The sequence below is a fragment of the Streptomyces sp. G7(2002) genome, assembly GCF_028870195.1.
In the GTDB taxonomy this organism is placed as follows: Bacteria; Actinomycetota; Actinomycetes; order Streptomycetales; family Streptomycetaceae; genus Streptomyces; species Streptomyces nigrescens.
This window is the reverse complement of sequence record NZ_CP102609.1, coordinates 5,851,316-5,875,461: the sequence shown is the minus strand read 5'-3', so window position 1 is coordinate 5,875,461 and position 24,146 is coordinate 5,851,316. Positions and strand designations below refer to the sequence as shown.

The window sequence follows — 24,146 nt, the reverse complement described above, 5'->3', positions numbered from 1 at the left end:
ATTCACCTTCGCGTCACCATCCGTTGCCTTGTCGTCACTCACCCGTTCCTGGCAGGACGGAAGGCTGCGGTGTCATGACCGGACGGCGACGCTCCTCCCCCCGCCCTTTTGCTCATGCTCCCGCGGTCGCTTCGACGGTGGCATGTACGGCGGTCATCGCGTCACTGCTCTCGGGCTGCGGCTCCCTCCCCGGAGCCTCGGGGGACTCCGGGGAGAAGGACCCGGTCACGGTGATGACCTGGGCGCCCGAGGGCACCAAGGCCACCAATATGCCGGGTATGCCCGCCATGGCGCAGGCCTACGCCCGCTGGGTCAACTCCCAGGGCGGCATCAGGGGCCATCACCTACGGGTGCTGACCTGCAACGAGCGCAACGACTCGGTGTCCGCCGCCCAGTGCGCCCAGCGCGCGGTGGACCAGGGCGCGGTCGCCGTCGTCGGCTCCTACAGCCAGTTCGGCCGCTCGTTCATGTCGCCGCTGGAGGTCAAGGGCGTCCCCTTCATCGGCGGCTACGGCGCCTCGGACGAGGAGTTCGAGAGCCCGCTGTCCTATCCCGTCAACGGCGGGCAGGCCTCCCTGCTCGCCGGGAACGGCCGCCAGTTGGCGCGCGACTGCAGCCGCGTCGCGCTGGTCCGCCCGGACACCATCCAGGGCGACCAGATGCCGTCCCTGCTCAACTCCGGCCTGGAGAGCGGCAGCCGGCACCCGGCCAAGGACATCAAGGCGCCCGAGGACGGCACGGACTACTCGACCGAGGTGAACCGCGCCCTGGACGGTGTGGGCGCCGACCCGCTCGTCTACGGCACGTCGGAAGCCGGCGGCAAAGCGGCCGGCTCCTGTGTGACCGCCTCGCTCGGTGATCACACCGATGCGTTCTTCGACTCGTTCCGGCGGCTGCAGGAGGACAGCCCCAAGGTGCGGGTCGCCTCCGTTCTGGGCAGCGTCGGCCAGTCGCTGGTGAACCGTACGGGCGGCAGATCCGGGCCGCTGGAAGGCGCGGACATCACCGGCTGGTATCCGGCCGCCGGCGATTCACGCTGGGAGCCGATGCGCAAGGTCATCAAGGACTTCGCGTTCAACGACAACCGCATCGACCCCGCCGACCAGGGCACGCAGACGACCTGGATCGCCTACACCGTGCTGCGTTCTCTGATCGAGGATCTCGATGACGAGGGCATCGAGGACATCACCCCGCACGCCCTGCAGACGACGCTGGACCGCGGTGACCGTGCCGTCGACACCGGCGGGCTGACCCCGAAGCTGCGCTGGCGCGAGGACGACATGCTCGCCGTCCAGGACTTCCCGCGCATCGTGAACGGGACGGTGACCTACCAGGTCGTCCGGGACGGCGAGTTGGTCGCCGCCCAGCACGGCTTCGTGAACGTCACCAAGACGCTGGAACGGCGGCGCCCGGACAGCTGAGCGGGACGGGGCGGGCAGCCCGGCGCGGCGCCTGCGCGGCACCTGTAGCGGGCCGCATGGAGCGTGGCGCCGCCCGCCCGCATGGGGAGCGTGGCGCCGCCCGCCCGTCCGGCGCTCAGAGCTGCTCGGGGCGGCGCTCCGTCAGCCCGTACTTCTTGGCGAGCGGGTTCCAGATCTGTGCCGCCTGCTTCTTGGCCGTGGTGGCCTGACCGCTGGCCGCGTTGCCCTGGGCGGTCTGCCGGGTGACCCGGGCCTTGCCCTTGTGGCAGCCCTTCTTTCCGCCGACCTGTCCGGCCCACGCCGCGTAGTGGTTGTCCGCGGACGCCGAGGACTGCCAGGCCTTGGTCAGCGCGGCGGTCAGCCGGTCATTGTTCGGGATCTTGTCGACGGGCAACTGCTGCAGCCGCTTCACCAGGTCGTTGCGCTGCCCGGCCGCGGCCCGCAGGTCCTTGGCCGCGCCGCCGAGGTTGTCACAGGACTTGATGCTGTTGACGGCGCCGATCACCGAGGAGCGGCTGTTGTTGCTGTCGCCCAGCAGCGCGTCCAGCCCCTTGGCCTGGGCCTCGGCCGGGTCGGTGGTCGGCTTCGGCTTCTCCGGCTCCTTGGCCTTCTTCGTCGTGCCGGCCCCGGAGCCCTGCTTCTTCGTGGTGTCCTCGCTGCTTCCGCCGCTCAGCGCCCAGCCGAGGCCGAGTCCGGCACCCGCGAGCGCCACGATGACGATGCCGACGATCACTGCCGGGGCGAGCCGGCGGCGTCCGCTGTCGTCGCCACCGTCGAACGTGGGCTTCGGCTCGTAGCCGCCGCCGGGCGGGAACTGCTGTCCGTAGCCCTGGCTCTGGCCCTGCTGCCCGTACGGCGGGCGGCCCGGGTCCTCGAAACGCGGCAGCTGCGCGGTGGAGTCCGGGGCGCCGGTCTGTCCGGCCTGGCCGGGTGCGCCCGGTCCGTCGCGGAACAGGCCGTCGAACTCGGAGGGGGTGGGACGGTCCCCGGGCGCGCCGGGGCGCACGCCGTAGGGCGCGCCGGGCGGCGGGGGCGGCGCAGCACCGGCGCCCACCGGCGCGATGAGCTGGGTGGCCTCGGCGTCGCCCGCGCCCGGTGCGCCCGGCATCGGCTGGGACTGCGGCATCGGCCGGCCCTGGGGCCCGCCCTGCGTCGGCTTGATCGCGCGCAGCATGGTCGTGGACTCGTCGGGCGTCTCGGGGCGCGAGGCCGCCTCGGGCGGCAGCGGCGCGGCGCCGGGGCCGCCGGACCGGGCGTCGAAGGGCGGAATCAGGGCGGTGGCCTCCGCGTCGCCCGAGGCGGGCGGCAGCGGCGCACCGGTCTGCGGGGTCGCCCGCACCAGCTCTCCGGACGGGCCCTGGGGCTGCTGCCCGTATTGCTGTTGAGGCTGCTGGGCCTGCTGCGGGGGCTGGGTCTGCTGCGGCTGCGGGGCCGGCTGACCGTACGGCTGCTGCGGGGGCTGCTGCCCGTACGACTGCTGTCCCTCGGGCGGAAGTGCGCCGGGCGCACCCTGGCCGGGCTGTGCGCCGTGCGGCATCAGCGCCGTCGCCTCGGCGTCGAAGCCGGTCTGCGGCTGCGGTGCGGCGGGCTGCTGGGGCGCCTGCTGCGGCATCGAGGGCGGCATGGCCTGCGGCGCCTGCTGCTGTTCCTGGGGCGGCGCCGGGAAGCCCTGGCCGCCCTGCGGCTGCGGCGGCACCGGACCCTGCGGGGCCGGCGGCTGCGCCGGGGCGTACCCCTGCTGCGGGCCCTGACCGTAGCTCTGCTGCTGGCCCTGGCCGTACCCCTGCTGTGCGGCGGGCTGCTGGCCCTGGGCGGGCGCCTCGCCGTACGGCTGCGGGGCGGGGGCGGCCTGCTGGCCGGGTCCCCAGGGCTGGCCCCACGGCTGGCCGGCCGGCGGCGCGGCCTGCTGGTCGGGCACCCACGGCTCACCGTTGGCGGGCAGCACAATGCCCTCTCGCGCGGGACCGGCCGCAGAATTCTGCGGGTCGTGACCCTGTCCGCTCTGCGTCACCGTGACTCCTACCAACGTGCAGACCTACGGAATCGTCGGCTGCACGCTACCGGGTCGCAGCAACGTTCGACCACGTCGCCTGGTCACCGCCCCTGCCCGCCCGCGGAAGGCCCCGGGCGGGCCCCGCCGTCCGGGTCGTCCGGCGTCCCACGACAAACCTGACGTGGCACGACAAACCAGTCGCCGCCCCGTCTTGGGGCGCTGCTCACGCCGCCGTGGCCCGCAGCTCCAGTCGCGCGCTGAACTCCCGCACCACCGGTTCGTCCCGATAAGGCTCCAAACGCAGCTGAAAGTCCTCCAGATACTCCGCGCCACGGTCCGAACGCAGCCCGCTCAGCAGATCCACCGCCTGGGTGCCCGTATGGCAGGCCTGCTCCACCTCGCGCTGCTGCACCTGGGCGCCGGCCAGCAGCAGCAGACCGATGGCCCGGCGCCGGGCACGGCCGGCCGGATGCCCGTCCAGCGCCTCCTGCGCCCGCTGCGCGGCGGGCCCCGGCTGCCCCAAGTCGCGGTGGCAGTGGGCGAGTTCATCGGCCAGGTAGGCCTGGTCGAAGTGGGCGATCCAGACCGGGTCGTCGCCCGCTTCGGCGGCCGCGTCGGCGCGCTCCATCGCGGCGACCGCCCGGCCCGCCACCACCTGGAAGGCCCGGCCGTCGCCCATCAGCGCATGCCCGCGGGCCTCCGCCGCGCAGAACATCGCCTCCGCGCGCGGTGTGACATGACCGCGGGCGCCTTCCTGCGCGGCGCGCGCGAGCTGGGCGATCTCCCGTGGATTGCCGAGCGAGGCGGCGAGATGGCTCATGCTCGCGGCGAGCACATAGCCGCCGTAGCCGCGGTCACCGGCCGCCTGGGCCAGCCGCAGCGCCTGGATGTAGTAGCGCTGGGCGAGGCCGGGCTGGCCGGTGTCGACGGCCATGTAGCCGCCCAGTTCGGTCAACCGCGCGACGGCGGCGAAGAGTTCCCGCCCGACGGACTCACGGTAGGAGCCGGCCAGCAGCCCCGAGACCACGCTGTTGAGGTAGTGCACGACGACCGGCCGGACATGTCCGGCGCCGAAACGGTGGTCGAGCTCACTGAGCGCCGTGGTCATGGCGCGGACCGCCTCGACGTCCGAGATCCCGACCCGGGCGCCGGCGTTCCGGGCGACCTGGGTGTCCGCCCCCGTGATCAGCCAGTCGCGACTGGGCTCCACCAGGGCGGACGCCGCGACCGTGGAACCACTGAGGAAGTCGCGCCGGCCTACATCGCTGCGCCACAGCTCACAGACCTGCTCGATCGCCCCGAGGACGGTGGGCGAGAACTGCAGCCCCACCCCGGACGCGAGGTTCTTGCCGTCGGCCATCCCGATCTCGTCGATGGTGACCGTGCGCCCCAGCTTGCGCCCCAGCGCCTCCGCGATGACGGCCGGCGCGCGGCCCCGTGGTTGCTGTCCGCGCAGCCATCTGGCCACGGAGGTCTTGTCGTAGCGGAGGTCGAGACCGTGTTCCGCACCGCACATGTTGACGCGACGGGCGAGCCCCGCGTTGGAACAGGCGGCTTCCTGGATCAGCGCCTGCAGCCGTTCGTTGGGCTGCCGTGCGACGAGTGGCCTGGCGGCCATGCTGTACCCCCTGTGTACCGCTGTGCGTTCACCGTCGAACGCCGCTCCCCGTGATCGATTCCCCAGGAATATGCCGGATATCCGAGAGATCCTGAATATGCGCGATAGGGAGGATCGTTGTGATATGCGCGTTGCAGAGGATGCTCGGTTATGAGCGCTTTGCGCCCTGTCCGGTGCTTCCTCGGTGCCGAACGCCGTTCACGGGTGGGGAAGGCTGCGCGGTGCCGTGCACAGATCGCGGCGCCGCCGTGCCGGGCTCCCCCGGGTGCACTTCGGACCGCCGCCGGGCGGTCCCTCCGCCCGTCAGGCAGGTGGCTACCCGTTCCTCGGGCCCCGCCCGCATACGCGCCCCCACCGGTGCACCCATGCGCCCCACGTGCGAGAACGATGCGCCGGGGGGGTTCACCCCTGAGCCGTAACCCTTGGTGACAGCGGAAGTTGTCCTCAGCGTGGAAGAGACCATCGGAGTCACAGGAGCCTCGCAAATTCCCCTGCAGCGCGGCGAGCAGCTGCTCGACACTGCGGTGCGTTACGCGGAAGAACGGCATTGGGACGTGTTCCCCGGCGCATGGCTGGAGCACGACGGTGAGACACCGCGCTGCTCGTGCGACGCCGTCGACTGCGCGGCACCCGGCGCGCACCCCGCCGGCCCCGGCTGGGCCGGACAGGCCAGTGGCAGCGCGACCGCCGTCCGCCGTATGTGGAGCAAGCAGCCGCGGGCCTCGATCCTGCTGCCGACGGGCCGGACGTTCGAGGCGCTCGACGTGCCCGAGACGGCGGGCTGTCTGGCGCTGGCCCGTATGGAGCGGATGGGGCTGGCGCTCGGTCCGGTCACCCGCACCCCCGACCGCCGGATGCTCTTCCTCGTCCTTCCCGGCGCCTCGGTGAAGGTGCCCGCCCTCGTACGCACCCTGGGCTGGGCGCCGGCCGCGCTCGATCTGATCTGCCGCGGCGAGGGCGAGTACATCGCCGCACCGCCGACCCGGGTGGGCGCGCACGGCTCGGTGCAGTGGGCGCGCCGCCCCACCCCCGCCAACCGCTGGCTGCCGGACGCGGAGGAGCTGATCAGCCCGCTCGCCTATGCCTGCGCACGGGACGCGGTCGCTCTCCGGGGACGCTGATCCCGGGTCGCGAACGCGCCCCTTGTCCACAGGAGTGTCCACTGCCCGGCCCCGTCCCGGTATCCGCCCGTATCGTGGGATGCCGACGGGGGTCGGGACCGGCCCCTGCGGGGACGTCGAAGGGCAGGACCGGTGGCGAACGAGCCGGAACACATCGATGAGCGGGGCACATCGGCACCGCCGCAGCGCACCACGGCCGCTTCTGCGGGCGGATCGGCCACGGCCCCAGGGGGCGAAGCATCCGGCCCGCCCGCCGTCCGCATCCAGGGCCTGTGGAAGAAGTTCGGCGAGCAGATCGCCGTCAACGGCATCGATCTGACGCTGCCCGCCGGCCGCTTCATCGGACTGGTCGGCCCCAACGGCGCCGGCAAGACCACCACCCTGTCCATGGTGACGGGCCTGCTGCGGCCGGACGCCGGGCTGGTCGAGATCGGCGGGCACGACGTCTGGCGGGACCCGGTGTCCGTCAAGTCCCGGATCGGGGTGCTCCCCGAGGGGCTGCGGCTCTTCGAGCGGCTGTCGGGCCGCGAACTCCTCGGCTACATAGGGCGTCTGCGCGGCCTTCCGGGCGACGAGGTCGACAAGCGGGCCGCGCAGCTGCTGGACGTGCTCGATCTGGCCGGATCGCAGCACAAGCTGGTGGTCGACTACTCCACCGGTATGCGCAAGAAGATCGGGCTGGCGGCGGCGCTGCTGCACAACCCCGAGGTCCTCTTCCTCGACGAGCCCTTCGAAGGCGTCGACCCGGTATCGGCGCAGACCATCCGCGGCGTACTGGAGCGCTACACCACCTCCGGCGCGACGGTGATCTTCTCCAGCCATGTGATGGAACTGGTCGAGTCGCTCTGCGACTGGGTCGCGGTGATCGCCGCCGGGCAGATCCGGGCGGACGGCCCGCTCGCGCAGGTGCGCGGCGCGGCGCCCTCGCTGCAGGACGCGTTCCTCGAACTCGTCGGCGCGAACGACCGGGGCGCGGGAGCGAACCTGGACTGGCTGGGCGGTGGCGGCGCCCGATGAGCACCGAATCCGCCGCGGTGGCCGCAGGCCCGGCCGCCGCGCCGTCCCTGACCGCCGTCTTCGTACGGCTGAAGCTGACGCTGCTGCGCAACGGGCTGCGTCAGTCGACCGGGCGCACGCTGGCGTATGTCTCGTCCGTCATCGTGGGCCTGCTGTTCGCCTCGGGTGTCGTGGTGGGGCTGATCGCGCTGCGCGGCAACCCCCATGTCGGCGCGCTGGTCGTGCTGCTCACCGGGATCCTCACCCTGGGCTGGGCGGCGATGCCGCTGTTCTTCCCCGCGAGTGACGAGACCCTCGATCCGACCCGGCTGGTCATGCTGCCGCTGCGGCCGCGGCCGCTGATCGTCTCGCTGCTGGTGGCCTCGCTCGTCGGCATCGGCCCGGTCGTCACCCTGGCGCTGGTGACCGGCTCGGTGATCGCGGTCGCGGACGGGGCGGCCGCCGCGGCCGTCGGCGTGGTGGCCGTGGTCCTGGTGGTGCTGGTCTGCGTGTCGCTGGCGCGGGCGGTCGCCACCGCCTCGGTGCGGCTGCTGACCAGCCGGCGGGGCCGCGATCTCGCCGTGCTGAGCGGCCTGTTCATCGCCATCGGCGCCCAGGGCGTCAATATCGCCGCCCAGAAGCTGGGGCGGCCGGACGGCCTGTCCGTACTGGAGCCGCTGGGCAACATCCTGCGCTGGGTGCCGCCGGTGTCGGCGGTGGGCGCCGTCGACGACGCCGGACACGGGGAGTACGGGCGGGCGCTGGCCGGCCTGGGGCTGACGGTGCTGGCGCTGGTCCTGCTGCTGTGGTGGTGGCAGCGCACCCTGACCACCCTGATGACGTCCCCGGACTCCTCCACCCTCCAGGCGGTGGAGAAGGACAGCGCACGCCGCAGCGGGGAGCGGGGCCTTGCGCGGCTGCTGTCGCGCGGGCGCACCGGCACGGTCATCCTCCGTTCGCTGCGCTACGGATGGCGCGACCCCAAGTCGAAGATGTCGTGGGCGACCGCACTCGCCGCCGGACTCCTGGTACCGGTCATCTCGGCCGTACAGGGCAACGGCAGCATCTACACCGCGTTCTCGGCGGCCACGCTGCTCGGCCTGCAGATGTACAACCAGTTCGGCCAGGACACCTCGGCGTTCTGGATGGTCGCCTCGACGATCGCCACCCCGCGGGACGCCTATCAGGAGCTGCGCGCCCGCGCGTTGGCGCTGGCGCTGGTGGCCGTCCCGTACGTCACGCTGGTCGTCATCGGCAGCGCGGCGCTCATCGGCCCGTGGTCGGCGTTCCTGGAGGTGTACGGGCTCTCGCTGGCGGTTCTTGGCGCCCTGCTGGCCACCGGGGCGCTGTCGTCGGCGCTCTTCCCGTATTCGATCCCCTCGGAGGGCAACAAGAACGTCGCACCGGGGCAGGGCGCGATCGCCTGGTTCAGTCTCTTCGGCGGCGTCGTGGCGGGTGCCGTGCTGTGCGCACCGCTGCTGGGCCTGACGATCTGGCTGCATGTCGCGGGTCTGCACCACCTGCTGTGGGTGCTGCTGCCGGCCGGTGTGGTCTACGGCGTGGGCATCGCGGTGCTGGGGCTGCGGCTGGCGGCGCCGCGGGTGGCAGGGCGGCTGCCGGAGATTCTGGGGGCCGTCAGCAAGGGCTGAGCACCCGCGCCGGCCGGGCCCCGGCGGCCTCGCCGTGGAGTTGTCCACAGGCCCCACCGGCCGGCGCGCGGTGGCGGTAGCGTCATCCACGACCTGGACGAAGGGTGGTGGGGGCGGTGCCGCGCGCCGGATTGGTGCTGGTGACGGGCTGGTTGACGGTGCTGTTCTGCGCCGGGGCGGTGCAGGCGGCACCGGCCGGCCCCCACGCACCCGACAACCCGACTCAGTTCGCGTACCTCGCCGAGCAGCTCCGCAAGAGCCCGGTCCACGTCAGCGACCAGATCCCCCGCGAGGTCCCCCGGTCGACCGCGCCCGCCTTCGCCCGGGAGGCCCGGCGGCTGGGCGTGCCGACGTACGTCATGGTCCTGCCGCACGCCTCCTACGGCACCGCGGCGGACGGCCTGCTCGCCGGAGTCCACGACCGGCTGGGGCGCAAGGGCCTGTATGTCGCCCTGAGCGACACCGGCCTGGAAGCGGCGCAGACCTACGGTGTGGACCTGCCCGGCACGGCGGACGCGGTCACGGAAGCGGTGTACGCGGTGCCGTACGACGCCACCCCCCGCGAGGTGTTCCGGCACTTCGTCGACGTGGTCACCTCGGGGGAGGCGCATGAGCGCGCCGAGGAGGTGCGCGCCGCATACGACGACGGCGGGACCGACGAACCCCCCGGTCTGCACACCGACACCACCGAGCGCGAGAACCAGAGCTTTGTGACGGGCATCGCCGTCCTCGGCATTCCGCTGACCGTGCTGCTGGTGACGGTCCATGCCCTGCAGCGGCGCCGGGTGCGGCGGGCCGCGGCAGCGGGCGGACCGGCGCGGGTACCGGGTGCGCGCGGCGGTCCGCAGGGCGGGGGCAGGACGGCCGGCGGCGGCACGACGGGGAGCGGCCGGCAGCAACCGGGAGGCGGGCCCGGACCGTTCCCCCGCGAGCGGCTGCTGCCCCTGATGCTGGGTGCCGCCGTGCTGGGCGGGCTGGTCGCCTTCACCGCCTCCCAGATCTTCGACGACACGACCAGTGGTGACGGCACCCGTCCCACGGCCGCCGATATGCGGGCCCGGATCGACCGGGTGTCCGCCGGACTGCGCCGCGACCCGCTCTACCTCGACCCGGAGAGCCGGTCCACGCTGGACGGCACCGAGCGCGCCCACCTCCGCAAGCGGCTGCGGGAGCTGGACGTTCCGGTGGTGATCGCCGCCGTGCCCACCCCGCCGGACGACGAGTCCGGGGGCAGCACGGAGCTGCTGGCCAAGCAGGTGCACGACCGGCTGCACCGCGATGTCCTCATGGTGCTCGCCGACCCTGCGACCGGCGTCATCGAACTCGTCAACTACAGCACCCGCATCGACGACAGCTACCTCGTCGACCGTCCGCGCGACCTCGCCTACACCGGGCCGGCCGAGGAGCAGCTCGGCCGTCATCTGGACGAGCTGCTGACGTATGTCGACAAGGCCCCACGGGCCAGGACGGGCGGCAGGCCCTATGACCCGCCACCCGCCGCCGACCCCGTCGAGGAGAAGGCGCTGCCCGGTCTGTTCACCGGGGACTTCGAGGCCGGGATGGTCCTCGGCACCTTCGCCGCGGGTCTGGTCTTCGGGCTGGTCGCGGCGGCCCGTGCTCTCGCCCGCCGGCTGGTCCGACGCGGGAGACCGGCGGGCCGGGGAGCGGGTGGCCGGGGAGCGGGTGGCGCCGCGGTCCCCGCAGCGCCGGACCGGCCCACGCTGTCATGGCTGCGGCGCACCGCCCGGCAGGATCTCGATGCCCTCACCGCCGCCCTGGAGGCCGCGGCTTCGCTGCCCGAGGAGGCCCGGCGCAGGGCCTGGGAGTGCCTGGACGCCGCGGCGCTGCTGGTCGACGGCGACAGCGACGGCCGGATCGACGCCGATGCCACACCCGTCGGCCTCACCTGCGCCGTGGTGCTGGCCCGCGCCGGACGGACCGCGATCGAGGAACCGGCCGCCGCGCGGTATGTCTGCCATCGCAATCCGCTGCACGGCGCGGCCCGCAGACGCGCGCCTGGACGGCCCGCCGGTGGTCCGGCGCGGTCGTTGCCGGTGTGCGAGGCGTGCCGGGTGGCGCCCGGCCCGGTGTTGCGGCTGCGCTCCCCGGGGAGTGGCGGACGCGGCGCGTATGCCCCGTACCCCACTCTGACAGGACCGCTGGCGGCGCTCGGCGACGGCACCGGAATCGATCAACTCACCCTCGATGTACGGGAGTACTTCGGTGTGCACTGACCTCCTCCACCCCGCCGGTCCGCGGCAGTCCTCCGCCACCGCCCGCCGGCTGCGCAGGGCCGTCGCCCTCGGCGCCGCGTCCGTCGCGCTGCTGTGCGGCACCGCGGCGCCGAGTGCGGCCGCCGAGAGCCCGGGGCAGAAGATCGCCGATGCGCTGCGCCGCTCCCCCGTCCATGTCGACCCGTCCCTCACCTCCGCCGTCGACGCGGAACAGCAGCGGGAGCTGGCCGCGCGGATCCGGCGGAGCCGGCTGCCGATCCGGGTGGCGCTGGTGCCGCTGGTCGAGGGCGACAGCTGGGGCGGCAAACCGGAGCAGCTCGCCGAGGTGGTCCATGACCGGATGGGCGGCGGCCCGTCCATCCTCATCACGCTCGGGAACTACCCCGATGACATCTCCGCCCGCGAGTGGCCCTCGGGCGCGCATCAGGCGTTCCACGCCGCCGCGGCGGTCTTCTTCCAGAAGGACATGAAGGGCGCGGGGCCGGCGAAGCGGGTCGCCCGTGCGATCGACATCATCGAGGCCGGCAACGGCGACACGGTGTACGCGCGGGCCACCGCCGGTCTCGGCGCCCCGAAGCCCACACAGGACACGGCGGACGGCGCGGGCGCGGGCGCGAAGGCCCCGTCCGCGCACGGCTCCCCCGTCGTGCGGCTCCTGTCCCTCGTCGTCGGGCCGGTGCTGTTGCTGGCCGCGGTCGGGCTGTTGCTGCGGCGGCGGTCACGGCTGCGGGACCTCTCGACGCCGTTCGCGCTGCCACGCTCGGTCTTCGCCGCCGCCCGTCAGGCGGACGAGGCGGGGCTGCGTGACCGTGCCGCCGAGGAGGTCGTACGGCTGGGCGAGGAGGCGCGCACCGCACAGGGCGCCCCGGCAGCCGTCGAGCGGGCGCTCGACGCCTATGCCGCGGCCGGCACGGTCCTGGACCGGGCGCGTGGAGTCCCGGACCTGGCAGGGGTGTTCGCGCTGGTCGCCGAGGGCCGGGCCTCCCTCTCCGCGGCCACGGCCGCGCTCCCGCTGTGCTTCTTCCACCCCCTGCACGGCCCGGCCGTCCGCCGCATACCCTGGCGGCCGCTGGGCCGGCGCGAGCAGCTGCGGGTGGCCGCCTGCGAGACCTGTCTGCGGGCGGTACGCACCCGGCGTGCCCCGGAGGTGCTGACCGACCGGCGGGACGGCCGTCCGGTGCCGTACTTCGAGGTCCCCGCCGAGGACAGCCTCTGGGCGGCCACCGGCTACGGCTCACTGCTGAGCGGCGCCGCCGACTCCCTCGCCGGGCGGGTCCAGCGCGGCGACTTCACCCGCACACAGGACTGACCGGCACACGGCTTCGGGCCCTGCCCCCCCGCTCCGCCGACGTGACATGCAGGCAACTCCCGCCGTCCCGTCGGCCCGTCGGCCCGCGCCCACCCCATACCCCGTGCCGTCTCGTTCCCCCATGCCGCCGTGCCCCGTGCCCCCCTGTGACGCGCCCCACTCGGAAAATTCCGTCCCCCACTTGGAAGATTCCGTCAATTGATGCGGCACAGCAATCACATGGAATTCACCGCCAATTGGACAAACGCTCAGGGGAACACCCCAGCTTTTTCGGGAATTTCACGCGAATCACCAAGGGCGGTCCCGATTCCCGTTCACGGCAATGTTTCGACAAATCCGAAAGCCCGCTCCTATGCTCCGCTCACACAGCCGTTCGCAGAACACATGGGGAACTGTGTTGTGCGACGGGGGAGAACGCCTGCTAGGAGAACGTTGTGCTGCACAAGAAGACCGCTTTGCTGCGCGCCGCCGCGCCCGTTGCCGTACTGGCGCTGGCACTGACCGCCTGTGGCGGCAACAAGAAGAGCACCACCACCGAGAACGACGCACCCAAGACGGAAAAGAGCTCGTCGGCGCCGGCGGGCGGCGGTGAACTGAAGCCCGGTCAGGGCGGTACGGGGAAGTTCAAGGAAGAGGACGGAACCATCACCTATGAGGTCGCCGCACAGAAGGTGAAGGTGAGCACCGAGGCCGAGACCAAGAAGCTGGTCTCGGACCCGAAGCGGGCAAAGGGCCTGGTGGCCGCCACCGCATGGGTGAAGTACACGAACAAGGGCGGCGGTGTCGTCAAGGAATCGCCCGACGTGGCCGACGAGTCCGAGATCTACGCGGACGGACAGCGCGGCGGTCTGCTCATCGGTGCCGCCGAGGACGGTCCGGGCTGCGAGGACACCATCGACATCGAGAACTGGAAGACGGGGCAGAGCCACACCATCTGCCAGACCTACATGATCCCCAAGGGCGCGAAGTCCGTGGAGGTCCACTGGACCGGCGAGGGCAGCTCCCCGCTGATCTGGAAGTTCGACAACGCCGGCTGAGCCGACGGCATGCCGGATGCCGTGCGCCAGGCCCTCGGGAGCCCTGGCGCACGGCAGAGGGCTTCTACTTCGGCACCGTGGCCGCCTGGAGAAACGGTTCGATGGCGGCGCACCAGGCGTCGGGCTGCTCCCACGGGAGCAGATGCCCGGCGTCGGGGATCTCGGCGTAGGCACCGCGGGGCAGGACCCGGACCATCTCCTGGGCCTCGGCGCGGCCGAGTTCGGCATCGAGGCCGCGGACCACGAGGGCCGGGCACGGCACCTGGGCGAGCTCTTCCCAATGAGCGTCATGGACCCAGGTCTCACGGGCGCTGAGCATCTGCCGACGGGAGAAGACAGGCCGCCAGCCGTCGGCGCGCTCGGCCATCACCTCGGCGAAGAACTCCCCGCGGGCGGGTCTGGGCCGCTCCAGGGTCGGATCGTCCTCGCCGAACCACTTACGGACATCCGCGAGGGTGGCGAACGGCACCGGCCAGGACCGGAACCACTCGGTCCATTCGCGCTGCGAGGCCGCGCCGAGCGCCGACGCCCGCATATCGCAGATGACCAGCGCACTGACCAGATCCGGGCGCCGGGACGCTAACTGCCACGCCGTCAGGGCGCCCATGGCATGCCCGACGAGGGCGACCGGGGCGAGGCCGAGCTGCTCGATGGCGGCGATGGCGTCATCGACATACGCCTCGCGGTCATACGGCCCCTCGGCGGGCTTCTCGCTGCGCCCGTGGCCCCGCTGATCCAGCGCGACCGGGCGGTGACGGGCGCTCAGGCGGCGTGCGGTGGCCGCCCAGTGCGAGGCGCGCCCCATCAGGCCATGGAGCAGCAGCACGCCCGGCCGCTGCTCGCCCTCCTCCAGCCCGCCGCCGATCTTGGGCGGGTCGGTGAACTCCCAGGCGGCGAGACGCACGCCGTCGGCCCCTGCTACATCGATGCGCCGCACCATGTGCCCTGGCACCCCCAATCGTCCCTTGAGCAGCTCCACACTATCGAACCCCTATTCGAACGCACCGTTCCGACGCGGAACACCCCTCGTTCGAGTGACCTCGCTCAAGGATTGGCCGCGTCCGCCACGGGGAGACATCTGCCGGGAGGCGGGCCCTACCGGGAAGGGGGCCCGTGGGGACAGACCCTGGGAGCTCGGGGCTCCGGGTCTTGGGTGGGGGACATGGGGAGGCAGGGCCCCGGCTGCTCGCAGCGCCGGGGCCCTGACTGTCTCCCGAGCAAGTGGATGCATCCAAGCCCCCTCCCTGGCCAGGACAGGCCGATGCATGGCCATGCGTCAGGGTGGCACGAGACCGGCCGTATCGCACGGATTCGCACAAGTCCGTTCAGCGGGAAAGAACTTGCCGAGCCCGCCGAACAGCGCGTCAGCGCAGCTCAGCGGGCTCGGAAGCGACGTACGGACGGGAGTGCGAAAAAGAAAACAGCCGAAACTGCTTTCAGCGCTTGGCCACGAAGACATGCGAGGCGATCTCGGAGTCCAGCTCGGCGGCCTCGCCGCTGCTGCCGACCAGCACCCCGGCCGGCGACTCCGTCACGCTCACCACCGCGCCCGGCTGCACACCGGCCCGCCGCAGGGTGTACATCAGCTGGGCGTCCGCCTGGATCGGCTCACCGATCCGGCGCACCACGGCCGTCTTCCCGTCGGCCCCGGCGTCCAGATCCATCAGGCTCACCATGCCTGCGTCCAGGAACGGGTCGCCCCCGGCCTTCTCGCCCAGCTCCTCCAGCCCCGGGATGGGGTTGCCGTACGGGGACTCCGTGGGGTGCCGCAGCAGTTCCACGACGCGGCGCTCGACCGCCTCGCTCATCACATGCTCCCAGCGGCACGCCTCGGCGTGGACCTGCTCCCATTCGAGCCCGATGACGTCGACGAGCAGGCACTCGGCGAGGCGGTGCTTGCGCATCACCCGCGTCGCCAGCCGCCGGCCCTCCTCCGTCAGCTCCAGATGCCGGTCGCCCGCGACCTGCAGCAGACCGTCTCGCTCCATGCGCGCCACCGTCTGGCTCACCGTCGGGCCGCTCTGTTCGAGCCGCTCCGCGATGCGGGCGCGCATGGGCACCACACCCTCCTCTTCCAGCTCGAGGATGGTGCGGAGATACATCTCCGTGGTGTCGATCAGTCCGGACATGCGTGCCCCTCGATGTGTGGTGCGGTGGCCCTGGACTCAATTCTGACGCATCCCACTGACAACGGTGCCGCCTCGTCCATTCGCCGGACCCTCTCAGCCGTATTGACAGGGCACTGGTCCAGACCGCAACGTGATCCGCGCCACTGATCAGATACGCCGAGATCCGACGAGAGGGGCCCGCGGCCATGGCTGAGAGCGACCGGAGCGACCGGCTGGCCGGGAAGTACTTCGACGCCGCGATCGACCTGCTGCAGCAGGTCCGCGACGAGGAGGGCGACCGGATCACCGCGGCCGGTGCACTGATCGCGGACACCGTCGCGGCGGGCGGCCGGGTCTTCTCCTTCGGTGCCGGGCACTCCTCGCTCCCCGCCCAGGACACGGTCTACCGCGCGGGCGGGCTGGCGATCATGAATCTGCTGTCCGTCCCGGGCGTGGTCGGCGTGGACGTGCGGCCGGCGACCCTCGGCAGCGCGCTGGAGCGGGTCGACGGGCTGGCCGCGGCCGTCCTGGACACCAGCCCGCTGGAGCCGGGCGATGTGCTGGTGATCATCTCGCTCTCCGGGCGCAATGCGCTGCCCGTCGAGATGGCCCTGCACGCCCGCGCCCTCGGCATCAAGGTCATCGGCGTGACGTCGGTGGCGTACGCGGACGCGACCACCTCCCGGCACGCCTCCGGGGGCTTCCTCAGGGACCACTGCGATCTCGTGCTGGACAGCCGGATCCCGGTCGGCGACGCGGAGCTGACGCTGCCGGGCATCGACGCGCCGTTCGCCCCCGCCTCCACGGTCGTCACCAGCGCGATCATGCAGGCCGTGGTGGCGACGGCCGCGGGCACGCTCGCCGAGCGGGGCATCGACCCGCCGCTGCTGCGCTCCGGCAACGTCGACGGCGGGCACGACTGGAACGCCCGGGTGATGGGCGCGTACGCGGACCGGATCTTCTACCGGCAGTGAGCGGCCGGCGCCCTCAGCGCGCGGCCGCGCCCGCGAGGTCCAGGGACGCGGCGATCCGCGCCGCGACCTCCTCCGCGTAGTCCGCGTCCGCGCGGTCGAACGGGCGGCGCGCGGGCGCCCGCAGAAAGGTCGCGACGCCGAGCCTGCGGCCGCGGCTGCACAGCACCACACACAGCCCGTGCACGGTGCCGTCCGGCCAATTACGGGCGGCCGCCCAGCCCTCGGGCGAGGCGGGCCCGGCGCTGGTACGCACCGAACCGCGCCGCTCGTACGCCTGGAGCGCCGGATGGCCCGGCACATACGGCGCGGGAATGCCGGCCGCCGCCAACGTCTCGGACGGCCCGGGGGAACCCGCCGGAGACACCAGGGTCCGCACCAGACGGGGCGCGCCCGCTCGCGCACGGCGCCCGGCCCCCGCCCCGGTGACGGCGGCGCCCCCGGCACCGGACGACGGTCCGGCCCCGCCCCCGGCGCCCGCCGCACCCTCCGCCCCGTACGCGCCCTCCACGTCGTACGCATCGAACCCATCGCCCTCGGCGACCGCCCCGAACGGGGCCGGCGCGGGCGTCGTGGCGAGATCGACCAGACCGTGGTCGGCGAAGCCCGCCAGCGCGAAGTCGAGGTGGACCGCGGCGGCCCCGGCCGGGTCCGGGCACTCCGCGGCCGCCCGGCCCGCCCGGTGCAGCTGCTGGGCACGGAAGCGCAGCAGGGAGCTCTCCTGCTCGGCGCGCTTGGCGTCCGTGACGTCCTGGAAGAGCCAGGCCACGCCCAGCGGTACCGGCTCCTCCGCCAGCGGGGAGGCCAGCCGGACGAAGCCGCTGCGCCAGCACCGGCGCGGCACCTCGGCCTCCGCGGAGCGCAGCGTCACCCACAGCTCGGCGGCGGCCGGCGGCGCGCCCTCGGCGAGGACGTGCTGCAGGGCGCACTCCAGCTCCTCGACGCCCTGCGCCAGCAGCTCGCCCAGGGGGCGGCCCAGCAGGGCCGTGCGCCCCACACCCAGGGCACGGGCGGCGTGCGCGTTGACGACCGCGGGCCGCAGATCGGCGTCGATCAGCACCACGCCCCACGACGCGTCCTCGAACAGCGCCTCGCTGAGCGCGATGGACCGCTCCAGGTCCATTTGGGTGTGCACCTCGCTGAAGGCGCAGTAGACGCCCACGACCCGGCCGCCGGGGGCGCGGACCGCGGAGGACTGGGTGCGGACGAGGACGCGGTGGCCGTCCTTGGTCAGCAGGGCGAACTCATGGACCTGGCGGCCCGGGGAGCGCATGGCGGCCGCCAGCGCGGCCTCGATCCCGTCGGCGTCCTCCTTGCGGACCGCCCAGCCGGTCAGGCCCGTACGGCCGACGGCCTCGGCGGTGGTCCAGCCCAGGATGCGCTCGGCTTCGTGGTTCCAGTGGGTGACCGTGCCGTCCGCGGCGAAGGCGGCCAGGGCGGCGTCCATACCGTCCAGGAGCGCGGCGAGCAGACCCGAGTCATCGGTCTCGTCGGCGGCGCAGCGCGCCGAGGCCGACGCGGCGGAAGAAGCTGACGAAGCAGTCACTGGCACCCCTTATGAACGCGGCCACACATGCTCCACCTGGGAACATTCAACTGGAACGTGACACAGCACACACCCGATTCGCGGAAATCGTTGCTAACGGGAAATTCCCTTGTGTGCGGCCGGACGGCTTCCTAATCTGTGGAGCACACGAGAAGGGAGGTGGTTCGGCCAATGATTTCGCACCGGACGCGTGAGGTGGCTGCGGGCTAGCGGCCCGTCGCTTCACCGAAGTGCAGCGCCGGACCAGCGCATACTGCAGATGCGCAGCCGGCCAATCCCAAGCAGTCACCCGACCCGCGGGCTGCCGGTTCGTCCGACCGGCCCTTCGCGCCACCGAGCGCGGAGGAAGCAGCCCGCGGGTCGTCTGCGTCTGCGTACGGCGGATGACCCGCGGCCCGGCGACGGGGCACCGGCCCCGCCGCCCCTGTCCTCAGGGCGCCAGCCGCTCCACGCTCCAGGCGTCGCCCTCCCGCACGTACCGCAGCCGGTCGTGCAGCCGGTTGAGCCGGCCCTGCCAGAATTCGATCGTCTCGGCGGCGATCCGGTAGCCGCCCCAGTGCGGCGGCGCCGGCACCTGCTCGCCCTCCGGGTAGCGGGCCGCCAATTCCTCGTAGGCGCGCTCCAGTTCCTCGCGCGAGCCGACCCGTTCGGACTGGTCGCTGGCCCAGGCTCCCAGCTGGGAGCCGTGCGGACGGGTGCGGAAGTAGGCGGCGGTCTCGTCACGGCCGATGCGCTCCGCGGTGCCGGTCACCACGACCTGACGGGCGAGGGGGTGCCAGGGGAACAGCAGCGAGATGGCCGGATTCTCGGCCAGTTCACGGCCCTTCCGGCTGTTGTAGTTCGTGAAGAACACAAAGCCGCGGTCGTCGAACGCCTTCAGGAGCACGGTCCGTGAGCTCGGCCGGCCCGCCGGGTCCACCGTCGAGACGACCATCGCGTTCGGCTCGTGCAGACCGGCCACCGTGGCGTCCTTGAACCAGCGCGCGAACTGGTCGTACGGGCTGGCGGCAAGGTCGGACTCGACGAGTCCCTCGGCGCGGTAATGGGCGCGCATGGAAGAGGGATCGGGGGTCTCGGCATGAGGCGCGTCGGCTGGGTGCACGGCCTCATCTTGCAACACCCGGTCGGACGCGGTCAGCCGGGAGGGGCGGAAGTCTGCCCCTCGTCGACCGGCCGTAACCCTCCCGTCGGCAGATCGACCGGTGTGCGGGTCGCACGACTCCCCGCAGGTGAGGGACCCGCCACAATCAGGGGCAGGCCCCCTGTGGACCCCGGGCACAGAGAGCTATCGTGTCCGTCCGGCCTGAAGGGGCGCACCACAGCGCACCTGGCCGCCCGCGGACCGACCACCGCGGACAAGACCGTCGCGTGACCCACCCCCTGGCGGGGCATCACCGGGGTGACCGGTACGGACCGCGAGCTGCCGGCGCAGCCGCGGAACCGCACCGGCACCGCACACCAGAGACTCGACCGCACGGCAGCCGGTCACGGACCGCTTGCCGTCCCCATCTTGAGGAGCTGCCTGATGTCCGACTTCGTACCCGGGCTCGAAGGAATCATCGCGTTCGAGACGGAGATCGCCGAGCCGGACAAGGAAGGCGGTTCGCTCCGCTACCGCGGTGTCGACATCGAAGATCTCGTCGGGAAGGTGTCCTTCGGAAACGTCTGGGGACTGCTGGTCGACGGCGCGTTCAACCCCGGCCTGCCGCCCGCGGAGCCCTTCCCGATCCCGGTGCACTCCGGTGACATCCGGGTCGATGTGCAGTCGGCGCTCGCCATGCTCGCGCCCGTATGGGGCCTGAAGCCGCTCCTGGACATCGACGAGCAGACGGCCCGTGACGACCTCGCCCGCGCCGCGGTGATGGCGCTGTCGTACGTGGCCCAGTCGGCGCGCGGCCCTGGCCTGCCGATGGTGCCGCAGAAGGAGATCGACAAGGCGGACACCATCGTGGAGCGCTTCATGAAGCGCTGGCGCGGCGAGCCCGACCCCCAGCACGTCAAGGCCGTCGACGCCTACTGGACCTCGGCCGCCGAGCACGGCATGAACCCCTCCACCTTCACCGCCCGCGCCATCGCCTCCACCGGCGCGGATGTGGCGGCGGCGCTGTCCGGCGCGGTCGGCGCGATGTCCGGTCCGCTGCACGGCGGCGCCCCCTCCCGCGTCCTCGGCATGATCGAGGACGTCGAGCGGACCGGCGACGCCTCGGCCTACGTCCGGCAGGCGCTGGACAAGGGCGGCCGGCTGATGGGCTTCGGCCACCGTGTCTACCGCGCCGAGGACCCCCGGGCGCGGGTGCTGCGGCGGACCGCCCAGGAACTGGGCGCCCCCCGCTTCGAGGTCGCCGAGGCCCTGGAGAAGGCCGCACTCCACGAACTGCGCAGCCGCCGCCCGGACCGCGTGCTGGCCACCAACGTCGAATTCTGGGCCGCCATCGTCCTCGACTTCGCCGAGGTCCCGGCCCACATGTTCACCTCGATGTTCACGTGTGCCCGCACGGCGGGGTGGAGCGCGCACATCCTGGAACAGAAGCGGACGGGCCGACTGGTCCGGCCGTCGGCCCGGTATGTGGGGCCCCGTACGCGCAGCCCGCGGGAGATCGACGGGTACGACGGCCTCGCGGCGCGGTGAGCAGGCTTCCCACGTTTTTGGCTTTCCCGCCGTGATTGTTTCTCGCCGTTGCGGGTCCGCTGCGCGGGGCTTGGGCGCGGGTGATGCTTGCGGGTCCCCGCCGTGGCGCCTGCGGCGGGCCGGTCCGCTGCGCGGGGCTGTCGGGGTGCGGTGACGGACCTCCGGGGGAGGGGTGTGGGACTGCTTGCTTTACGTCCCACACCCCTCCCCTCCGGCCCGTCCCTCCCGTTGGTGGGTGGGAAAAACGGCTGGTGGGGGTGCCGGTGGTCCACTGCTCGCGAAGCAGAAGGAAAGCGCCGCCTACGGACGCCCGCCCCCACTCCACCGCCACTCCTCCCCTCATCGGGAGGGGAAGGCCTGGTGTGGACGTAAAGCGAAGCAGTCCACACACCAGGCCCCGGAGGCCCGTCACCGCACCCGACACCCACCCGCCCGCCGCAGGCGCAACGGCGAGCAACCACCACGGCGGGACAGCCGAAAAGAAGGGGGAGGGCACCCTAGCCATCAGGGCAAAGGATCGCGTCGATGATCTTTGCCCATTGCTCGACGACCCGCTCCCGGCGGGCCGAATCGTCCGTAAGGAGATTCGCAAGGCCCAGGCCACGGGCCATGTCGAGCAGGCCCTGGACGGTCTCGCGGACACCGGCCACCGCCTCATCCGCGTCGAGCAGCGCCACCGCCGTGCGGTGGGCCTCCCGGCCGACGCGGGCCTCCAGGGCGGTGACCCGGTCACGCAGCTGGTCCTCGTCGGAGGCGGCCACCCACAGATGCAGCGCGGCGCGGAACAGCGGTCCCGTGTAGAGGCCGACGAGTTCCTCGACGATGACCCAGGTGCGGGCGACGGAGCCGGCCGGCGGCAGGTTGTGGGCGACCGCCTTGACGGCGCCCTGGCGCTTCTCCGCGACATGTTCGACGGCCGCCGTGAACAGGTCCTCGCGGGTACGGAAGTGGTGCTGGGCGGCGCCCCGGGAGACGCCGGCCCGCTCGGCGACCACCGCGACCGTGCTGCCGCTCCAGCCGCGCTCCGCCAGGCAGGAGACCGCGGCCTCCAGCAGTTTGAGCCGGGTGGCGCGGCTGCGTTCCTGCTGGGGCTGCTTGGGGCCGCGGGCGGGGGTCAGCGCGCCCATGCCGGGGCCCGTCGTTCCAGGAAGGCGGTCATGCCCTCGCGGGCCTCCGCGGAGCCGAAGAGCCGCGCGGACTGTTCGGCGAGCGCCTCGGTGTCGCGGTCGAAGGCGGCCAGCACCGGGGCGGTGACCAGCTTCTTCGACTCGGCCAGGCCCTGCGGTGAGCCCTTGCGCAGGCCGTCCAGTACGGGCGCGAGGCCGGTGTCGACGTCGTCGGCGGCGAGGGTGACCAGGCCGATCCTGGCCGCCTCGGCGGCGTTGAACTTCTCGCCGGTCAGGTAGTAGCGGCCGGCGGCCCGCGGGTCCAGCCGGGGCAGCAGCGGCAGCGAGATGACGGCGGGGGCGAGGCCGAGCCGGGCCTCGGTGAAGGCGAACGTGGCGTCCGGTCCGGCCGCGGAGATGTCGCAGGCGCCGAGCAGCCCCAGGCCGCCGGCCCGGACGTGTCCGGTGACCCGGGCGACGACCGGTTTGGGCAGCGCCACGAGGGCGCGCAGCAGCTTGGCCAGACCCAGCGGGCCGTCCTTCGCCGTGCCCGAGGTGGCCTCGGAGAGGTCCGCGCCGGCGCAGAACGTGCCGCCGGTGTGGGTGAGCACGACGGCGCGGGTGGCGTCGTCGGCCGCGGCGGCCGCGAGCGCCTGGTGCAGTTCGGCCACCAGGCGGGTGGAGAGGGCGTTGCGGTTGTGCGGGGAGTCCAGGGTGAGGGTGGTGATGCCGTGCTCGTGGGAGCGCGGGACGAGGGGTGTCGCGGGTGCGTCGGTCATCGGGGCGTCGAGCTCCTTTCCCTGGCGCGCAGTTCGCGCCGCAGGATCTTTCCGGTGGTGGCGCGCGGCACGCTGGCCAGGAATTCCACGCGGCGCACCTTCTTGTACGGGGCGACCTGTCCGGCAACGTACGCGATCACCTCGTCCTCGCTCAGCCGGGCCCCCCGCTGCCGCACCACGAACGCCTTGGGCACCTCGTTGCCGTCCTCGTCCCGGACGCCGATGACCGCGGCGTCGGCGATCGCGTCATGGCCGAGCAGCAGTGCTTCGAGGTCGGCGGGGGCGACCTGGTAGCCCTTGTACTTGATCAACTCCTTGACGCGGTCGACGACATGGAGCCAGCCGCCGTCGGTCCGCCCGATGTCGCCGGTGTGCAGCCAGCCCTCGGGGTCGATCATCGCGTCGGTCTCGGCGGGCCGTCCCAGATAGCCCTTCATGACCTGGGGCCCGCGGATGAGGATCTCGCCGCTCTCCCCGGGCCCCACGTCCTCGCCGGTCTCCAGGGACACCAGGCGCATCTCGGTGTTGGGGATCAGCTTGCCGACGGCGCCCGGCGGCGGGTTCGGAGTGTCGAGGGGGACGCAGTGGGTGCCTGGGGACAACTCGGTCATGCCGTACGCCTGGAGCACCGGCGGGAGGCCGAGCCGGCGGGAGCAGGCCGCCGCCAGTTCGGCGTCCAGGGGTGCCGCGGCGGAGACCAGGTAGCGCAGGGAGGAGAGGTCGTAGTCGGCGACCAGGGGGTGTTTGGCGAGGGCGAGGACGATCGGGGGTGCCACGTAGACGGCCGTGATGCGGTGCTGCTCGATGGTGGCGAGGAATTGCTTCAGGTCGAAGCGGGGCAGGACGACGACGGTGGCGCCGTTGCGCAGCGGGGCGTTCATCAGGGCGGTCAGCCCGTAGATGTGGAAGAACGGCAGCACGGCCAGCACCCGGTCGTCGGGCCCGTTGGAGACCAGTGGGGCGAGCTGGGCGAGGTTGGTGGCGATGCTGCGGTGGGTGAGCATCACGCCCTTGGGGGTGCCGGTGGTGCCGGAGGAGTAGGGCAGTACGGCCAGGTCGTGGGCCGGGTCGAGGGTGACGGACGGTTCCGGTCCTGTGCAGGCCGCCAGGTCGAGGACGGAGCGGTGGCCGGCGGCCCGGTCGCAGACGAGGATCTCGGCGACACCGCCGGTCTGCTGTGCGGCGGTGCGGGCGGTGTCCAGCAGCGCCGACACGGTCACGATCCAGCGGGCCCCGGAGTCCTGGAGCTGTTTGGTGAACTCGCCCTCGGTGGCGAGCGGATGGACGGTGGTGACCGCCGCCCCGCAGCGCGAGGCGGCGTGGAACACGGCCGGGAAGAGCACGGTGTTCGGGCTGTGCAGGGCCAGCACGTCGCCCTTGCGGACCCCGGACGCTGCCAGGCCGGCCGCGATCCGGCGGCTGAGGCGGTCCAGTTCGGCATAGCTGACGGCGGTGCCGTCGAGGCCGTCGATCAGTGCGGGCCGGTCGCCGTACTCCGCCGCCCGCCCGAGGACGGCCTCATGGATCGGCAGCTCTACGGGCGCGACGTCGGCGTACTCGCTGTGGAACACGTGGAACACCATGCCTGGGCCTTCCCTTCGCGGAGGTACGGCGGGCGGGGCGGGTGCG

At 72.9% G+C, this 24,146-nt stretch carries 18 protein-coding genes; 9 read left to right on the top strand and 9 right to left on the bottom strand.

Annotated elements, in window-relative coordinates:
* Nucleotides 1–74 precede the first annotated feature (74 nt).
* Complete coding sequence (locus tag NUT86_RS25005; protein WP_159486696.1) at nucleotides 75–1,421, top strand: ABC transporter substrate-binding protein; 1,347 nt, start codon at nucleotides 75–77, stop codon at nucleotides 1,419–1,421.
* A 115-nt stretch (nucleotides 1,422–1,536) separates the two neighbouring features.
* On the opposite strand, the gene NUT86_RS25000 is transcribed toward NUT86_RS25005, so the two are convergent.
* Nucleotides 1,537–3,432 (bottom strand): hypothetical protein, encoded by a 1,896-nt coding sequence (locus NUT86_RS25000; protein ID WP_342456256.1) that lies wholly within the window; start codon nucleotides 3,430–3,432, stop codon nucleotides 1,537–1,539.
* Nucleotides 3,433–3,637: 205 nt separating this feature from the next.
* On the bottom strand, nucleotides 3,638–5,032 hold the full coding sequence (locus tag NUT86_RS24995) for a hypothetical protein (RefSeq protein ID WP_018089625.1): 1,395 nt from the start codon (nucleotides 5,030–5,032) through the stop codon (nucleotides 3,638–3,640).
* A gap of 449 nt (nucleotides 5,033–5,481) precedes the next feature.
* Between NUT86_RS24995 and NUT86_RS24990 the strand changes: the two genes are divergently transcribed.
* The 6 genes from NUT86_RS24990 (at nucleotide 5,482) to NUT86_RS24965 (ending at nucleotide 13,378) form a co-directional block, all read left to right on the top strand.
* Nucleotides 5,482–6,153: a bifunctional DNA primase/polymerase gene (locus NUT86_RS24990; protein ID WP_018089626.1), complete on the top strand. Its 672-nt coding sequence runs from the start codon at nucleotides 5,482–5,484 to the stop codon at nucleotides 6,151–6,153.
* Between the two features lie 132 nt (nucleotides 6,154–6,285).
* A complete protein-coding gene (locus tag NUT86_RS24985) occupies nucleotides 6,286–7,170 on the top strand; it encodes an ABC transporter ATP-binding protein (protein ID WP_414507652.1) in 885 nt (294 codons plus the stop codon).
* A complete protein-coding gene (locus tag NUT86_RS24980; protein ID WP_148590529.1) occupies nucleotides 7,167–8,798 on the top strand; it encodes a transporter in 1,632 nt (543 codons plus the stop codon). Before NUT86_RS24985 ends, NUT86_RS24980 begins: the two co-directional genes overlap by 4 nt.
* 116 nt (nucleotides 8,799–8,914) lie before the next feature.
* Nucleotides 8,915–11,032, top strand: a complete 2,118-nt coding sequence (locus NUT86_RS24975; protein WP_274737655.1) for a hypothetical protein — start codon at nucleotides 8,915–8,917, stop codon at nucleotides 11,030–11,032.
* A complete protein-coding gene (locus tag NUT86_RS24970; RefSeq protein ID WP_274737653.1) occupies nucleotides 11,022–12,341 on the top strand; it encodes a hypothetical protein in 1,320 nt (439 codons plus the stop codon). Before NUT86_RS24975 ends, NUT86_RS24970 begins: the two co-directional genes overlap by 11 nt.
* Before the next feature lie 434 nt (nucleotides 12,342–12,775).
* Entirely contained in the window at nucleotides 12,776–13,378 is a 603-nt protein-coding gene (locus NUT86_RS24965) for a hypothetical protein (protein ID WP_274737652.1), read from the top strand.
* Between the two features lie 64 nt (nucleotides 13,379–13,442).
* On the opposite strand, the gene NUT86_RS24960 is transcribed toward NUT86_RS24965, so the two are convergent.
* Nucleotides 13,443–14,318 (bottom strand): alpha/beta fold hydrolase, encoded by an 876-nt coding sequence (locus tag NUT86_RS24960; protein WP_109892016.1) that lies wholly within the window; start codon nucleotides 14,316–14,318, stop codon nucleotides 13,443–13,445.
* A 496-nt stretch (nucleotides 14,319–14,814) separates the two neighbouring features.
* On the bottom strand, nucleotides 14,815–15,507 hold the full coding sequence (locus NUT86_RS24955) for a metal-dependent transcriptional regulator (protein WP_018089633.1): 693 nt from the start codon (nucleotides 15,505–15,507) through the stop codon (nucleotides 14,815–14,817).
* A 185-nt stretch (nucleotides 15,508–15,692) separates the two neighbouring features.
* Between NUT86_RS24955 and NUT86_RS24950 the strand changes: the two genes are divergently transcribed.
* On the top strand, nucleotides 15,693–16,460 hold the full coding sequence (locus NUT86_RS24950; protein ID WP_093636903.1) for an SIS domain-containing protein: 768 nt from the start codon (nucleotides 15,693–15,695) through the stop codon (nucleotides 16,458–16,460).
* A gap of 13 nt (nucleotides 16,461–16,473) precedes the next feature.
* Here NUT86_RS24950 and NUT86_RS24945 read toward each other — a convergent pair whose 3' ends face one another.
* Together NUT86_RS24945 and pdxH are read right to left on the bottom strand one after the other, a co-directional pair.
* Complete coding sequence (locus tag NUT86_RS24945; protein WP_159486704.1) at nucleotides 16,474–18,003, bottom strand: PAS domain-containing protein; 1,530 nt, start codon at nucleotides 18,001–18,003, stop codon at nucleotides 16,474–16,476.
* Nucleotides 18,004–18,433: 430 nt separating this feature from the next.
* Entirely contained in the window at nucleotides 18,434–19,057 is a 624-nt protein-coding gene (gene pdxH, locus NUT86_RS24940) for a pyridoxamine 5'-phosphate oxidase (protein ID WP_274737649.1), read from the bottom strand.
* Nucleotides 19,058–19,528: 471 nt separating this feature from the next.
* On the opposite strand from pdxH, the gene NUT86_RS24935 reads away from it, so the two are divergent.
* Nucleotides 19,529–20,632, top strand: a complete 1,104-nt coding sequence (locus tag NUT86_RS24935; RefSeq protein WP_174876347.1) for a citrate synthase 2 — start codon at nucleotides 19,529–19,531, stop codon at nucleotides 20,630–20,632.
* A gap of 497 nt (nucleotides 20,633–21,129) precedes the next feature.
* Here NUT86_RS24935 and NUT86_RS24930 read toward each other — a convergent pair whose 3' ends face one another.
* The 3 genes from NUT86_RS24930 to NUT86_RS24920 are packed head-to-tail and all read right to left on the bottom strand — an operon-like array spanning nucleotide 21,130 to nucleotide 24,100.
* Nucleotides 21,130–21,759, bottom strand: coding sequence for a TetR/AcrR family transcriptional regulator (locus tag NUT86_RS24930; RefSeq protein ID WP_274737647.1), 630 nt, complete (start codon nucleotides 21,757–21,759; stop codon nucleotides 21,130–21,132).
* The gene (locus NUT86_RS24925; RefSeq protein ID WP_159486706.1) at nucleotides 21,747–22,517 is read right to left on the bottom strand and encodes an enoyl-CoA hydratase family protein; all 771 of its coding nucleotides are present in this window, start codon (nucleotides 22,515–22,517) and stop codon (nucleotides 21,747–21,749) included. Before NUT86_RS24925 ends, NUT86_RS24930 begins: the two co-directional genes overlap by 13 nt.
* Entirely contained in the window at nucleotides 22,514–24,100 is a 1,587-nt protein-coding gene (locus tag NUT86_RS24920) for a 4-coumarate--CoA ligase family protein (protein WP_274737646.1), read from the bottom strand. The genes NUT86_RS24925 and NUT86_RS24920 overlap by 4 nt, the downstream gene beginning before the upstream one ends.
* Nucleotides 24,101–24,146 lie beyond the last annotated feature (46 nt).

Coding starts and splice junctions, on each gene's coding strand:
- NUT86_RS24925 (WP_159486706.1), bottom strand. CDS start 22,517: ATGACCGACGCACCCGCGACACCCCTCGTCCCGCGCTCCCACGAGCAC.
- NUT86_RS24930 (WP_274737647.1), bottom strand. CDS start 21,759: ATGGGCGCGCTGACCCCCGCCCGCGGCCCCAAGCAGCCCCAGCAGGAA.
- NUT86_RS24960 (WP_109892016.1), bottom strand. CDS start 14,318: ATGGTGCGGCGCATCGATGTAGCAGGGGCCGACGGCGTGCGTCTCGCC.
- NUT86_RS24980 (WP_148590529.1), top strand. CDS start 7,167: ATGAGCACCGAATCCGCCGCGGTGGCCGCAGGCCCGGCCGCCGCGCCG.
- NUT86_RS24995 (WP_018089625.1), bottom strand. CDS start 5,032: ATGGCCGCCAGGCCACTCGTCGCACGGCAGCCCAACGAACGGCTGCAG.
- NUT86_RS24920 (WP_274737646.1), bottom strand. CDS start 24,100: ATGGTGTTCCACGTGTTCCACAGCGAGTACGCCGACGTCGCGCCCGTA.
- NUT86_RS24955 (WP_018089633.1), bottom strand. CDS start 15,507: ATGTCCGGACTGATCGACACCACGGAGATGTATCTCCGCACCATCCTC.
- pdxH (WP_274737649.1), bottom strand. CDS start 19,057: ATGCGCGCCCATTACCGCGCCGAGGGACTCGTCGAGTCCGACCTTGCC.
- NUT86_RS25005 (WP_159486696.1), top strand. CDS start 75: ATGACCGGACGGCGACGCTCCTCCCCCCGCCCTTTTGCTCATGCTCCC.
- NUT86_RS24935 (WP_174876347.1), top strand. CDS start 19,529: ATGTCCGACTTCGTACCCGGGCTCGAAGGAATCATCGCGTTCGAGACG.
- NUT86_RS24950 (WP_093636903.1), top strand. CDS start 15,693: ATGGCTGAGAGCGACCGGAGCGACCGGCTGGCCGGGAAGTACTTCGAC.